This is a genomic window from Tistrella mobilis, from assembly GCF_039634785.1.
Taxonomy (GTDB): Bacteria; Pseudomonadota; Alphaproteobacteria; order Tistrellales; family Tistrellaceae; genus Tistrella; species Tistrella mobilis.
In genome coordinates this window covers 51997-65677 of sequence record NZ_JBBIAB010000012.1, presented here as the reverse complement: position 1 = coordinate 65677, position 13681 = coordinate 51997, and the positions used below count along the sequence as shown (strand labels likewise).

Sequence of the window (13681 nt, the reverse complement as noted above, 5' to 3'; positions counted from 1 at the left end):
TCGGTTCGTTGATGCAACCATAGCCCCAGCACCTGCATCAAGCAAGTGATCCAATCATCTGATTCAAACAAGCGCTTTACATCTGCCGAAGCGTCGCCTACCAATTCCCCAAGGCAGACGGACGCCTGCTGCACATCGGCCCGATCCGTCGAAGACCGACCACATCCAAAAAGACAGGGGGGAGGAAGCATGAGGTTTCCGCGCATCGCGGCCGTCCTGGCCGCCACGCTGGCAACGGCGACGCTGGCCGCCGGCGCCGCCCGGGCCGACGAGGTCATCGACCTGAAATTCGCCGTCTTCACGCCCGAGCAGGAGATCACCTATCAGGAGGCGATCAAGCCCTGGGTCCAGGCGGTGGAAGAGGCCGCGGGCGGCCGGGTCCGGATCCAGCTTTTCCCCGGCGGCACGCTCGGGCGCGACGGGTCCAAGCAGATCAAGATGCTGAACGACGGCGTCGCCGACATCGCCTTCATCATCCCGGCCTACAATCCGGGGCTGTTCCCCGACAACTGGGTGATTGAGCTGCCCGACACCTCCCGGACCGCAGGCGAAGGCTCGGTCGCCTTCTGGCGGATGGTCGAAAGCGGCCGGCTCAGGGGCTATGACGGCTTCGAGGTGTTGAGCATGGTCGCCACCTCGCCCTATCTGCTCCACGGCAACAAGCCGATGAACCGGGTTGCGGACCTGAAGGGCCAGAAGATCCGGATCGCCGGAAAGCTGGAACAGCAATGCGTCGAGGCGGTGGGCGGCGTGCCGGTCGGCATGCCGATCACCAAGATCCCCGAAAGCCTGAGCCGCGGGATCATCGATGCCACTCCGATGCACTATGCCGCGCTCTATGCCTTCGGCATTTCCAGTGCCACGAAATATCACTACCACGCGGCGCTGGGCTCGATGCCCTTCGGCTTCGTGATGACCCGGGAGCGGTTCGAGGCCCTGCCCGAAGACGTGCAGAAGGCCATGCAGGCGGAGGGTGGCGAAAAGCTGGCACGCATCTTCGGCGCCGCCATGGATGCCGAAAACGCCCGCCGGCTGGCGGAGACCGAAGCGGCGCCCGGGCAGACGATCGTGATCCCGACCGCCGAAGACGCAGCCGCCTGGTCGGCGGCGATGGCCGGCTGCTCGGACAGATTCGTTGCGGAGCAGGAGAACGGAGCGGCGCTCGCCGCGGCCTTCAAGGCCGAACTCGACCGTATCCGCGCCGAATGATCCGGCCGGTGATCCCCCGGGAGCGGAGCGTCTGACATGACCCTCGACCGCCTCGACGGGCTCAACGTCGCCTGCACGCGGCTCATCGCGCTGGCAGGCCTCGCCGCCCTGTTGATCATCGCCATCGCGACCCTGGCCGATGTCGGCGCGCGTTGGCTCGCCGATGCCCCGATCGCCGGGGTCTATGATCTCTCGACCCTGTTCATCGCGGTGGCGATGGCGGCCTGTTTCCCGGCCGCCATCGCCAGCCGGCAGAACATCAAGGTCACCTTCCTGGCCGACCGGCTGCCGCGGCGGGCGCAGCTCGCCTGCGATCTCTTCGCCGAAATCATGACCCTGGTCTTCTTCACCCTGCTCGCCTGGCAGCTGGTGGTCTACACGCAGGAGCTGATCGACAGCGGCGAGACCTCGTTCATCCTCGAGGTCGAAATCGCCCCCTGGTGGGTGGCCGCCACCGCTCTCTTCATGCTCTGCGTGCCGGTGCAGCTGGTGGTGGTCGCCACGGCGCTGCGCGACCTCGCCACCGGCGACACCGCCCGTCTTGCCGCGCATCAGGGAGAGGTCTGATGGATCCCTTGACCACCGGCGCGCTCGGCCTCGCCCTGATGTTCGCCCTGATCCTGGTCCGGGTGCCGATCGGCATCGCCATGGGCATGGCCGGCTTCATCGGCTATGCGATCCTGGGCGGGGTGAAGCCCTCGCTCAGCATCCTGGTCTCGGAGCCGGCCGGGATCATCGCCAATTACGAATTCGCGGTCATCCCGCTCTTCCTGCTGATGGGCAGTTTCGCCACCGCCGGCGGCCTGTCGGCCGAAATCTACCGCCTGGCCCATGCCTTCGTCGGTCATCGTCGCGGCGGGCTCGCGATCGCGACCATGGGCGGCTGCGCGCTGTTCGGCGCGGTCTGCGGCTCGTCGCCCGCCACGGCCGCGACCTTCGGCCGGGTGGCCCTGCCCCAGATGCTGGACCGCGGCTACGCGCCCTCTTTCGCCACCGGCTGCATCGCCGCCGGCGGCACGCTCGGCGCCCTGGTTCCGCCCTCGATCATCATGATCATCTATGCGGTGCTGGCCCAGGTCTCGATCCTGGACGTCTTCGTGGCTGCCGTGATCCCGGCGATCATCGCCGTCGTCTTCCACGGCATCGCGATCACCGTCTATACCCGCTTCGTGCCCGAAGCCGGTCCCGCGGGGCCTCGGACCGGCTGGGCGGAGCGGTGGAAGGTGCTGCGCGAAAGCTGGGCGGTGCTGGTTCTGCTGACCGCCGTGATCGGCGGCATCTATGGCGGCATCGTCACGGTGAACGAGGCGGCCGCGGTCGGCGCCTGCTTCACCCTGTTCCTGGCCCTGCTGCGCCGGCGCCTGAGCTGGGGCAGCTTCCTGCATGCGCTGGGCGAGACCGCCACCAACACGGCGGTGATCTATCTGATCATCTTCGGCGCCTCGATCTTCTCGTATTTCTTCACGATCAGCGGCGCACCGCAGGTGCTGGTCTCGACCATCGGTGCCATGGAGGTGCCGCCGCTGGTGATCATCTTCGCGCTGCTGGTGATGTATCTGGCGCTGGGGGCGGTGTTCGAGACCGTCTCGGCGATGCTGATCACCCTGCCCTTCGTGCTGCCGCTGGTCGTCTCGCTCGGCTACGACCCGGTCTGGTGGGCGATCGTGAATATCGTGGTGATCGAGCTCGGCATGATCACGCCGCCGATCGGCCTCAACGTCTTCGTCCTCAAAGGCGTCGCCGGCAACATCCCGCTCGGGACCATCTTCCGCGGCGTCTCGATCTTCGTGGTCTCGGATCTGCTGCGCCTGATCCTGCTCGCGGTGTTTCCGGTGCTGTCGCTCTACCTGCTCACCTCCTGAACCCTTCCCGCTCCCCGGATATGGAAAACGCATATGCTCAAACCCATTCGCCGCATCGTCACCACCAACACGGCCGAAGGCCGCTCGCGGATCCTCTCCGACGGTCCCTCGCCGCATGTGCTGGAAACGGCAACCCATCGCGGTCTGATCGATCTCTGGGCCATGGCCGAGGATGGCCCGGACACCGCCACCCCGGACGGCGCCGACCGGCCGGTGGTGCTGGCCCCCGCCCGGGGCGGCAACACCTTCCGGATCTTTCAGCTGCCGCCGGCCGGGGTGGGAGAGAACGACCGGGTGCTGTCGGCCGATGTCTTCGCCCGCATGGGGGCGAGCGACGCCCATGATGCGGATGCGAAACATCCCAACATGCACTGCACCCGATCGATCGACTACATCGTCCTGCTCTCGGGCCGGGTGAAGCTGATCCTCGACGAGGAGGAAACCATCCTGGAGCCCTTCGACGTGGTCATCCAGCGCGAGACCAACCACGCCTGGCAGAACCTGTCCGACCAGCCGGCGCAGCTGATCGCGGTGCTGATCGACACCTCCTCTGGAACGTGATGCCGGCTCAGGGACGTGATGCCGGTGGCTGTGACGGCGTGCCCCGACGGGCACGCCACCAGCCCGCCAGCCGCTCCCGGCCGCCGATCACGAACACGAAGAAGCCGGGCACGAAGAAGATCGCCAGAAGCGTGGCCGTGACCATGCCCCCGAAGACGCCGGTGCCGATGGCCCGCTGGGTTTCGGCACTGGCGCCGCTGGCAAGCATCAGCGGCACGACGCCCAGGCCGAAGGCGAGCGACGTCATCAGAACGGGGCGCAGGCGCAGCCGGGCCGCGGTCACTGCCGCCTCTATCACACCCATGCCGCGCTCGTGCAGCTGGCGGGCGAATTCCACGATCAGAATGGCGTTCTTCGCCGACAGGCCGATCACGGTGATCAGGCCGACCTTGAAGAACACATCGTCGGGCATGCCCCGCAGCATCACCGCCGCCACCGCGCCGATCAGACCCAGCGGCACCACCAGCATGACCGGGAGCGGAATCGACCAGCTCTCGTAGAGGGCGGCCAGAACCAGGAACACCACCAGCATCGACAGGGCCATCAACAGCGGCGCCTGGGCAGCCGACATGCGTTCCTGCAGGGATTGACCGCTCCACTCGACCAGGAAACCGGGGGGCAGCTGCGCCGCCAGCCGCTCCATTTCGGCCATGGCGTCGCCGCTGGAGACACCGGGTGCAGGGCTGCCGGAAATGCTGGAGGACAGGCTCCCCTGATAGCGCTGCACCTGCAGGGGCAGATCCTGCCAGACGGGCGTGACGACCGCGGACAGCGGTACCATGCCGCCATCGGCATTGCGCACGGTCAGCTTCAGCACATCATCCACCTGCATGCGGGCGGCAGCGTCTGCCTGGATGATCACCTGCCGCAGACGGCCTTCATGGGGGAAGTCGTCGACATAGAGCGAGCCCATGGCGGCCGACAGGGTGTCGCCGATCGCGGCGAACGACACCCCCAACGCCTCGGCCTTCTGGCGGTCGATGTCCAGGCGGACACCGGCCCCGGCCGGCAGGCCGTCGGCATAGACATTGGCAAGCCGGTCGCTCTGTCCCGCCAGCTCCAGCAGCCTGGCCGTCGCCGCCTCCAGGGCGTCATGCCCCCGACCGGAGCGGTCGAGGAGACGCAGGCTGAAGCCCGAAGACGTGCCCATCTCGTCGATCGCAGGCGGCAGAAGGCTCGTCACCGTGCCGTCGGTGATGTCCGCCATCGCCTCGTCGACGCGCCGTGCCTCGTCGGCCGCCGTGGCGCCGTTGCGCCGGTCCCAGTCGCTCAGCATCGCGAAGGCCTGGGCTGTGTTCGCCCCCGACCCCGAGAAGCCGAAGCCCAGGATGACCATGTTCGAGGTAATCGCCGGCCGACCGGCAAGATGGGTTTCCAGGCGCCGGACGACGTCGAGGGTGCGCTCGCGCGTGGCATCCGCAGGCAGCTGAACCGAGGTCATGAAATAGCCCTGATCCTCTTCAGGCAGAAATGCGGATGGCAGGGTGCGCAGGGTCAGAACCAGCAGCACGGTGATCGCCACGAAGGCCAGCATCACCCGTCCGCTGCGCCGCACGACCGCGACGAGACGGGTTTCATAGGACCGGGTCATGTGATTGAAGCGCCGGTTGAACCAGCCGAAGAAACCCCGTCGGTCATGCGCACCGGGGCCGACCGGTTTCAGAAGCGTGGCGCAAAGGGCCGGCGTCAGACTGAGGGCCAGGAGGGCCGAAAACAGGATCGACACCACCATCGACAGGGCGAACTGGCGATAGATCACCCCGACCGAACCCCCGGCCAGGGCAATGGGAATGAACACCGCCGTCAGCACCAGGGTGATGCCGATCACCGCACCGGTGATCTCTTTCATGGCCTTGCGGGTGGCGTCGCGGGGCGACCGCCCTTCGGTAGCCATCAGCCGTTCGACATTCTCGACCACCACGATCGTATCGTCGACGATGATGCCGATGGCCAGCACCATGCCGAACATGGTGAGCACGTTGATCGAGAACCCCGCCACCAGCATGACCGTGAAAGTGCCGAGCAGCGCGATCGGCGCCACGATGGCCGGGATCAGCGTGTAGCGGAGATTCTGGAGAAACAGCAGCATCACCAGGAACACCAGCACCATCGCCTCGATCAGGGTGTAGATGACCTTCTCGATCGAGATCTTGACGAAAGGGGCCGTGTTGAACGGGGTGGCGACGCTCATCCCCGCCGGCATGCTCTGGCTCAACGTGTCGAGCCGCGCCTTGACGGCGGCGGCGGTCCGCACCGCATTCGCCCCCGGGGAGAGCTGGACGGCGGCAAGCGTCGCGGGTTTGCCGTTCTCGCGGTTCGCGAAGCTGTAGGTCTGCGCGCCGGTCTCGATCCGTGCGACATCGCCCAGCACCACCCGCGAGCCGTCGGCCGCGGCACGCAACACGATGCGGGCAAAGGCGTCCGGCGTCTGCAGCTGCCCGTCCACCGTCAGGGGCACGCTCACCCGCTGCCCCGGCACGGCCGGCGCATCGCCCAGCCGCCCGGGGGCGATGCGGGCATTCTGCTGCAGGATCGCCGCCGACAGATCGGTCATCGACAGGCCGAATGCGATCAGCCGCGACGGATCGACCCAGATGCGCAGCGCCTGTTCGGCGCCGAACAGCTGCACCCGGCCGACACCGTCGATGCGGCGCAGCTCCTCAATCACATTGCGGGCCAGATAATCGCTCAATTCCGTCTCGTCGAACCGGCCATCCTCGGATTTCAGGCTGATCAGCATCAGAAAGCCGGAGGTCGCGGACTCGACCGTCAGACCGTTCTGGCGAACGGCCTGCGGCAGGCGGGGTTCGACGGCCTTCAGCCGGTTCTGCACATCCACCTGCGCCAGTTCCAGATCGGTGCCGGGCTTGAAGGTGACGGTGACCTGCGCCGTGCCCGAACTATCGGCGGATGATTCGAAATAGAGCAGGTTCCTCACGCCCGACAGCTCGCGCTCGATCGGAACCAGAACGGAGTCGTTCATCGTCTGCGGGCTGGCGCCGGTATAGGTGGCATAGATGCTGACCGTGGGCGGGGCCACCGAGGGATAGCGGGCGATGGGCAGCCGGGGCAGCGCAAGCACGCCCGCCAGAATGATGAACAGTGCGACCACCCAGGCAAATACCGGGCGATCGATGAAGAACTGCGGCATGATCCCTCTCCGATCTCAGCCGGCATCGGCGCCCGGGCGCCACATCTGCGGCTCGACGCCGATCCCCTCGGCCAGCCTGTCCACGCCCTCGACCACCACCCGTTGACCGGCTTCAAGGCCGGTGGCGACGCGATAGCGGTGATCGACCAGTTCTCCCAACGTCACGGGCACCGGCCGGACGGTGGCATCGGCGGCAACGGTCCAGACCTGCGGCGCGCCGCCCGCCCGCGTCACGGCCTGCTGGGGGATCATCAGGGCGTCGTCGTATCCGGCCCGCGGCACACGGGCGCGCACGAACATGCCCGGCAGCAGCTCGCGCGACGGATTGTCGACCAGAACGCGCAGCAGCATATCGCCGGTGCCGGCATCGACCGTGATGCCCGAGAAGAGGATGTGCCCGATCGAGCCGTATGGCGTGCCGTCGCTGCGCAGGATCCTCACCGGCAGGCCACGCCCCTCCCCGTCCGTGGACGGCCCATCCGTCGACTGGCCATCCACCGACTGGCCCTCCACCGACTGGCCGTCCGGCCCTGTGCGACGCCGCAGGGCCTCACGCAGTGCCTCCAGCGAGCGCGCCGGCTGACGCAGATCGACATAGACCTGATCCACCTGCTGGATGCGGGCCATAGGCGTGGCATCGGTCGGCGAGACCAGGGCACCCTCGCTCACCAGGGCCTGATCGATACGGCCTGCGATGGGCGCCTCCACGGTGGTGAAGGCCAGATCCAGCCGGCGGCGGTCCAGGGTGGCGCGGGCCTGTGCGACCTCGGCGACGGCCTGGTCACGCTGCGCCACCGCATCGTCCAGGGCCTGATCGCTGATCGCATCGGCCCGGTGCAGGGGCCCCAGCCGCCGGACCTGCTGGCCGGCGCGCGCCGCGACAACCTCGGCCCGCCGCAAGGCGGCCGCTGCCATCCCGACATCGGCCTCGAACGGGGCGGGATTGATCTGAAACAGCGGGTCGCCGGCGCGGATATCGGCGCCCTGTTCGAAGAGCCGGCGCTGGACGATGCCGCCGACCTGCGGGCGGATCTCGGCCACGCGCACTGCAACGACACGCCCGGGAAGATCCTCGACGACCTCCAGCCGCTCGGGGGCAACCTCGACCACCGCCACCCGGGGCAGCGGCGTGGGTGCCCTGGGCGTCGTCTCGTTGCACCCGGCCAGGACAATCATCGCCAGGGTGAGCCCGGCACTGCTGCGAAGCAGGCGTTCCATCCTCATGCATCGGCCTTTCAGGGATGACGTCTCCTCGTCCTTTCCGCCCAAGGCGGGACGAGCGGGGCGAACCCTATGCCGGGGGAATGGCGTTTCCGTCGACGGAGTGTGGAGATAGAGTGGAGGCCGCCCGCAAACATGCAGACCAGCCATGCCCCACCCGCCGATCCCCGCCTCGCGGGTTGCCACGTCCCAGCCTTCCGCCCCCCGGGCGCTTGTCCTCGTTGCCGAGGACGAACCCGAGATCGCCGAGATCCTGTCCGCCTATCTCGACCGCAACGGCCTGCGCAGCATCCGTGCCGCGGACGGGCGCCAGGCGCTCGACCTGCATCTGTCGCTCAAGCCCGATCTGGTTCTGCTGGATGTGGGGATGCCGCGCCTGGACGGCTGGCAGGTGCTGTCCGAAATCCGCCATCGCGGCGAGACACCGGTCATCATGCTGACCGCCATGGATCAGGACATGGACAAGTTGACCGGCCTGCGGATCGGTGCCGACGACTACATCGTGAAGCCGTTCAATCCGGCGGAAGTGGTGGCGCGGGTGAATGCGGTGCTTCGCCGCTCCCGACCGGCCGGCCGCGACCATGGACGGGAGGTCATCCGCGTCGGCCGGCTGCATGCGGATATGGAAAGCCACGAAATCCGGCTGTGCAGCCCGGATGGCGACCAGCCCCTGACGCTGACCCTGACCGAATTCAGGCTGCTGACCCATCTGATGTATGCGCCACGGCGGGTCTTCAGTCGCGGGGAATTGCTGGTCGCCTGCCTGCCCGAGGGAGAGACCCTGGAACGCACGGTGGACAGCCATGTCAGCAAGCTTCGCAAGAAGCTGGAAGCAGCCGGTCTGGAGGCCGTGCCGGCCAGCGTGCGCGGGGTCGGCTATCGGCTGGGAGATCCGTCATGACCGGCAATGGTGGTCTCAGCCGCCGCATCATCCGGTCGATGGTCTCTCTCTCCCTGATCATCAGCGCGCTGGCGCTGCTCGGCACCTACGTCTTCTACATACTCTGGTTCGCCCTCTTCCCCACAAGCATCCCCGGCCCCGACGACAGCGGCCTGGTCCCGACGACGGCGGAATGGGGGTGGATGGTGCTGACGGCGTTGACGGCCCTCGGCCTCGGTATCCTCTGGGCGCTCAGGCTGGCGCGGCGCATCCTGATGCCGATCAACGCCGTGGCCGGTGGTCTGCATCGGCTGGCCGAGGGGGATCTGTCGGCGCGGGCCACGGCCGATGATCCGCTGCCCGACGAGGCCACGCAGCTGGTCCATGATTTCAATGCCATGGCCGACCGGCTGGAGCGGGTGGAACACGAGCGCCGGTTCTGGAACGCGGCCATTGCCCACGAATTGCGGACACCGGTGACGGTGCTGCGTGGCCGCCTTCAGGGCCTGACCGAGGGGATTTTCGAGCCCACGCCCGAGCTGCACCGGTCTTTGCTGACCCAGGTCGAGGGGCTTGGACGTCTGATCGACGATCTGCGGCTGGTCGGCCTTGCCGAAAACGACCGGCTGGACCTGCAGCTCAGGGCGGCGGATCTGTCAGCTGAAATCGCCGCGGTGGTGCAGGTGGTGGAACCCCGGCTGGCGGAGGCCGGCTTCGACCTCTCCTGTGCGCCGGGGGTGACGGCGCCGGTCGACTGCGACCCCGTCCGCATCCGGCAGGCGCTGCTGGCCTTGCTGGAAAATGCGCGACACCACGCGACGCCGGGGCCGCTGCGCATCACGACCGTCTGCACGGACGGGGTCTGTCACCTGATGGTGGAGGATAGCGGCCCCGGCGTGCCCGAGGGGATGGCGGGCGAGATCTTCAAGGCGTTCCGCCGCGGCGATCCCCAGGGCCGCAGCAGCGGCCTGGGGCTGGCCGTGGTTCAGGCGATCGCCCGTGCCCATGGCGGCGAGGTGACCTGCCGTCCGTCAGCCATGGGCGGGACCGTCTTCGATCTCGGCTGGCCGGTGATGTCGGGTGCTGCCCGCCATCACTCCACCGTCACCGATTTCGCCAGATTGCGCGGCTGATCGACATCCGTGCCCTTCAGCACGGCGGTGTGATAGGCGAGCAGCTGGACCGGCACGGCATAGAGCAACGGTGCCACCACCGGGTCGACGGTCGGCAGCACCACCACCTCCGCCACCAGATCGGCCAGGCGCCCGGCCCCTGCCTCGTCGGTGATCAGGATCACCCGGCCGCGGCGGGCCACGATCTCTTCCACATTCGATGCCGTCTTCTCGAACAGCGGGCCCGAGGGCGCCAGCGCCACCACCGGCAGGCCGTCGTCGATCAGCGCGATCGGGCCGTGCTTCAGCTCTCCCGCCGCATAGGCTTCGGCGTGGATATAGCTGATCTCCTTGAACTTGAGCGCCCCTTCCAGCGCGATCGGAAAGGCGGTGCCGCGGCCGACATAGAGCACGCCCGTCACATGGACCAGGCTTTCGGCGATGCTGCGCATCCGGTCGTCATTGTTCAGCACGTCGGCCACGCGTGACGGCACCTCGGCGATCGCCTGGGTCAGCTTCTGGTCGCGGGCGGCATCGATGGTGCCGCGGGCGCGCCCCAGGCCGATGGCGAGGCAGGCGAGCGTGACCAGCTGGCAGGTGAACGCCTTGGTCGAGGCCACGCCGATCTCGGGGCCGGCCTTGGTGCGCAGCACCAGATCCGCCTCGCGCGCCATGCTGCTTTCCGGCACGTTGACCACCGCGATGGTGATCAACCCGGCGGCCTTCGCGTGGCGCATGGCGGCGAGCGTGTCCGCCGTCTCGCCCGACTGCGAGATGAACACCGCCACCTCGCCCGGGATCAGCGGCGTGTCGCGGTAGCGGAATTCCGAGGCGATGTCGACATCGACCGGCAGCCGCGCCAGCTGCTCCACCCAGTATTTGGCCACCATGCCGGCATAGGCCGAGGTGCCGCAGGCGACGATCATCATGCGGGTCAGCGCCTTGGGGTCGAAGGGCATCTCCTTCATCTCGATCGTACCGCGGCCGGGGTCGAGATAGGTCCTGAGGCTGTCGCCGATGACGGCCGGCTGCTCGTAGATCTCTTTCAGCATGTAGTGCCGGTGGCCGCCCTTGCCGACCGCGCCGCTGGAAAGCTCCGTCCGCCGCCGCGGCCGCACGACCTCGGCGCCGCCGGCATCGTAGATGGTCATGCCCGCGCGGGTCAGAACCACCATGTCGCCTTCGTCCAGATAGGTGATCTCGCGGGTGAAGGGCACCAGCGCCATGGCGTCGGAGCCCAGATACATGCAGCCCTCGCCATGGCCGACCGCCAGCGGGCTGCCGCGGCGGGCGCCGATCAGCAGTTCCTGTTCGCCGGCGAAGACCAGCCCCAGGGCGAAGGCGCCTTCGAAACGCTTCAGCGCCGCCTTGCAGGCCTCCACCGGTGCCAGCCCCTGTTCGATCAGCGCGGTGATCAGCTGGGGAATGACCTCGGTATCGGTCTGGCTGGCGAAGACCCGGCCGGCGGCCTGCAGCTCGGCACGCAGATCGCGGTAATTCTCGATGATGCCGTTATGCACCGCCGCCACCCGGCCGGTGGCATGGGGATGGGCATTGGCCTCGGTCGGTGCGCCATGGGTGGCCCAGCGGGTATGGCCGATGCCGGTCATGCCCGGAACCGGCCGCTCGGCAAGCAGCGCCTCCAGCCGGGCGATGCGCCCTTCCGCCCGGCGCCGCTCGATCCGGCCTTCGGCATCCAGCACGGCGATGCCGGCGCTGTCATAGCCGCGATATTCCAGCCGGCGCAGCCCTTCGATCAACACCGCCGCCGCATCCGCAACACCAACGACACCAACGATGCCACACATCAGGCCAACTCCGTGCTTGTCAGGTCATCCCGCGGCCGGCAGACCGCGGTTCCGATCTCAGGGGGTAGCAGAGCCACCCATCCGCTGCCAATCACTTCGCGTTACGGAATGTTGCAGACGCACCGCCTGCGGCGGTCGGCGGATGGCCCATCACGAAACTGCAATCTGCCTGCGATCACCCGCTTGACAGCCATGATGCAGGGCCATATAAAGCGCCCACCTCAGGCGGCCGGGACGGCGAAAGCCGGCACCGACCCGATCCTGCGGGCGCGTAGCTCAGCGGTAGAGCACACCCTTCACACGGGTGGGGTCACAGGTTCAATCCCTGTCGCGCCCACCAATTCGACAAGGCCCCCTGCATCTTCGGATGCCGGGGGCCTTGTTCATTCCGGGCCGCTTTTCGCGGCCGGGTCTCGTGCCTGTCAGGCCCCCGCCCGCACCGCGATCTCGACCGTATCGGCCCCCAGCCTGCGCCAGATACGGCCCAGGATATGCGGGTCGCAGGCATCGCTCAGCCGCTCGTCAGGGCCCAGGCAGCGGGCCAGAATGCCCCCGGTCATGGCGGCCGCCGCAACCGCCACCCGCCCGGGCACCACCGGTCCGGCCAGCCGCAGCGGCACCCGGCCGGCAAAGGCGATCCGGGCCGCCGGTTCGTCGCCCCCCGTATCGCCGCCGACCAGCGCCGGTGCGGTGGAGACCACGGCAAAGGCGATAGCGGCCTCGAATCGGTCGGTGACCCGCCCGTCCTGATCGATGCCGACCACCGCGCCGGGCGTCACCGCCCGGCAGTCCGGCGCCAGGGGAACATATTCGGCGAAATCCGCCCCGGCCGCGTTGATCGTGCCGGCGGCGTTCAGCGAGCGCCCGGTCGTGCCGTTGACACCCAGCGCCAGCGCACAGGCGGGGCCACCGCCCGATCCGGCGACATTGTAGAACCGGGCGCTGACCCCGGCATGGCCGCCGATCATCACGGCCTCCGCCCCTTCGGCCGCGGTCACGCTGCGCAGCCTGATCATGGCGGTGCCGACGCCTGCATCCATCACCTCCAGATGCCCGTCGGCGGTCTGGATCAGATCCCAGCTGCGCGCGGCCCCGCCCGTCGCCTGCAGGCGCAACCCCACGGCCGAACCGGCCAGATGCAGCCCCTGTGCCGGCGCCGCGGTGCCGATGCCGAGTGCCGCCCGATCGGCCGGCACGGTCAGCCGGTCCACCCCCTGGGTCGCCAGCACCAGCGGTGCGGCAATGTCGGTCCGCAACCGCATATTGCCCCCCTGCCAGGCCAGGCCCCCCTTGCGGCTGCCGGCCTCGCGCAGCGCCAGCGCCGCTTCGCCGCCGGCATTCACATGGGCCGAAACCGTGGCCGCGGTCGGATGGCGCACCACCAGCCCTTCGGCATCGACCGCGCTGCTGTCGCCCACCACCAGCTTCTGGCCGACATCCAGCCGGCCGGTGATGACGTCGCCGGCTTTCGAAACCCGGGTCGCAAGTGCTGCATCCAGCCCGGTGACTTCGGTGGTGGCATGGCTGTGGGCCAGCATGGTGGTCGCCGTCCAGGCACCGGCCCGGCGGACCACGAAGGCCTGTTCGGCTTCGACCAGCACCACCCAGCCGTCGCGGGCGGTGATGAAGCGCCAGCCGCCCGCGGTCCAGAGCGCAAGCTGCCCGTCGCGCCAGGCCCAGGCGCCCGAGGCCCCGAACGGTATCAGATAGGCATCGCCCTCGGCCGGGTTGGCGGGCGGCAGGGTCTGGCTGCGGCTCTTGACCGCGATCTGCGCCAGAACATCCAGCACGGTCAGGGCTTCGTTATGGGTGACGTGTTTCTGCGCCTGGGCGGCCGCAAGCAGCGGCAGCCCCAGGCGCGGCGTGGCATCGGCCAT

10 protein-coding genes and 1 tRNA gene are annotated in these 13681 nt (G+C 68.4%); 7 read left to right on the top strand and 4 right to left on the bottom strand.

The window, feature by feature from the left end; genetic code table 11:
- Nucleotides 1-189: 189 nt before the first annotated feature.
- The 4 genes from WI697_RS17550 to WI697_RS17535 are packed head-to-tail and all read left to right on the top strand — an operon-like array spanning nt 190 to nt 3632.
- A complete protein-coding gene (locus tag WI697_RS17550) occupies nt 190-1209 on the top strand; it encodes a TRAP transporter substrate-binding protein (RefSeq protein ID WP_345959351.1) in 1020 nt (339 codons plus the stop codon).
- A gap of 36 nt (nt 1210-1245) precedes the next feature.
- The gene (locus WI697_RS17545) at nt 1246-1776 is read left to right on the top strand and encodes a TRAP transporter small permease (protein ID WP_062769837.1); all 531 of its coding nucleotides are present in this window, start codon (nt 1246-1248) and stop codon (nt 1774-1776) included.
- Nucleotides 1776-3071, top strand: coding sequence for a TRAP transporter large permease (locus WI697_RS17540; RefSeq protein ID WP_345959350.1), 1296 nt, complete (start codon nt 1776-1778; stop codon nt 3069-3071). The genes WI697_RS17545 and WI697_RS17540 overlap by 1 nt, the downstream gene beginning before the upstream one ends.
- A gap of 33 nt (nt 3072-3104) precedes the next feature.
- On the top strand, nt 3105-3632 hold the full coding sequence (locus WI697_RS17535) for a cupin domain-containing protein (protein ID WP_345959349.1): 528 nt from the start codon (nt 3105-3107) through the stop codon (nt 3630-3632).
- A gap of 7 nt (nt 3633-3639) precedes the next feature.
- Here WI697_RS17535 and WI697_RS17530 read toward each other — a convergent pair whose 3' ends face one another.
- Together WI697_RS17530 and WI697_RS17525 are read right to left on the bottom strand one after the other, a co-directional pair.
- Nucleotides 3640-6783, bottom strand: a complete 3144-nt coding sequence (locus tag WI697_RS17530; RefSeq protein WP_345959348.1) for a multidrug efflux RND transporter permease subunit — start codon at nt 6781-6783, stop codon at nt 3640-3642.
- Between the two features lie 15 nt (nt 6784-6798).
- The gene (locus tag WI697_RS17525) at nt 6799-8007 is read right to left on the bottom strand and encodes an efflux RND transporter periplasmic adaptor subunit (protein ID WP_345959347.1); all 1209 of its coding nucleotides are present in this window, start codon (nt 8005-8007) and stop codon (nt 6799-6801) included.
- Nucleotides 8008-8152: 145 nt separating this feature from the next.
- Between WI697_RS17525 and WI697_RS17520 the strand changes: the two genes are divergently transcribed.
- Both WI697_RS17520 and WI697_RS17515 read left to right on the top strand, forming a co-directional pair.
- Nucleotides 8153-8905, top strand: coding sequence for a response regulator (locus WI697_RS17520; RefSeq protein ID WP_345959346.1), 753 nt, complete (start codon nt 8153-8155; stop codon nt 8903-8905).
- Entirely contained in the window at nt 8902-10017 is a 1116-nt protein-coding gene (locus tag WI697_RS17515; protein WP_345959345.1) for an ATP-binding protein, read from the top strand. The genes WI697_RS17520 and WI697_RS17515 overlap by 4 nt, the downstream gene beginning before the upstream one ends.
- Here WI697_RS17515 and glmS read toward each other — a convergent pair.
- A complete protein-coding gene (glmS, locus tag WI697_RS17510; RefSeq protein WP_345959344.1) occupies nt 9978-11804 on the bottom strand; it encodes a glutamine--fructose-6-phosphate transaminase (isomerizing) in 1827 nt (608 codons plus the stop codon). The two genes, WI697_RS17515 and glmS, sit on opposite strands and share 40 nt — an antisense overlap.
- Nucleotides 11805-12069: 265 nt before the next feature.
- Between glmS and WI697_RS17505 the strand changes: the two genes are divergently transcribed.
- A tRNA-Val gene (locus WI697_RS17505) sits at nt 12070-12144 on the top strand.
- Between the two features lie 82 nt (nt 12145-12226).
- On the opposite strand, the gene WI697_RS17500 is transcribed toward WI697_RS17505, so the two are convergent.
- A complete protein-coding gene (locus WI697_RS17500) occupies nt 12227-13681 on the bottom strand; it encodes a DUF2793 domain-containing protein (protein ID WP_345959343.1) in 1455 nt (484 codons plus the stop codon).

Excerpts from the sequence above, each read along its gene's own strand:
- WI697_RS17550 (WP_345959351.1), top strand. The coding sequence starts at position 190 with ATGAGGTTTCCGCGCATCGCGGCCGTCCTGGCCGCCACGCTGGCAACG.
- WI697_RS17545 (WP_062769837.1), top strand. The coding sequence starts at position 1,246 with ATGACCCTCGACCGCCTCGACGGGCTCAACGTCGCCTGCACGCGGCTC.
- WI697_RS17540 (WP_345959350.1), top strand. The coding sequence starts at position 1,776 with ATGGATCCCTTGACCACCGGCGCGCTCGGCCTCGCCCTGATGTTCGCC.
- WI697_RS17535 (WP_345959349.1), top strand. The coding sequence starts at position 3,105 with ATGCTCAAACCCATTCGCCGCATCGTCACCACCAACACGGCCGAAGGC.
- WI697_RS17530 (WP_345959348.1), bottom strand. The coding sequence starts at position 6,783 with ATGCCGCAGTTCTTCATCGATCGCCCGGTATTTGCCTGGGTGGTCGCA.
- WI697_RS17525 (WP_345959347.1), bottom strand. The coding sequence starts at position 8,007 with ATGAGGATGGAACGCCTGCTTCGCAGCAGTGCCGGGCTCACCCTGGCG.
- WI697_RS17520 (WP_345959346.1), top strand. The coding sequence starts at position 8,153 with ATGCCCCACCCGCCGATCCCCGCCTCGCGGGTTGCCACGTCCCAGCCT.
- WI697_RS17515 (WP_345959345.1), top strand. The coding sequence starts at position 8,902 with ATGACCGGCAATGGTGGTCTCAGCCGCCGCATCATCCGGTCGATGGTC.
- glmS (WP_345959344.1), bottom strand. The coding sequence starts at position 11,804 with ATGTGTGGCATCGTTGGTGTCGTTGGTGTTGCGGATGCGGCGGCGGTG.
- WI697_RS17500 (WP_345959343.1), bottom strand. The coding sequence starts at position 13,681 with ATGGCCGATGCCACGCCGCGCCTGGGGCTGCCGCTGCTTGCGGCCGCC.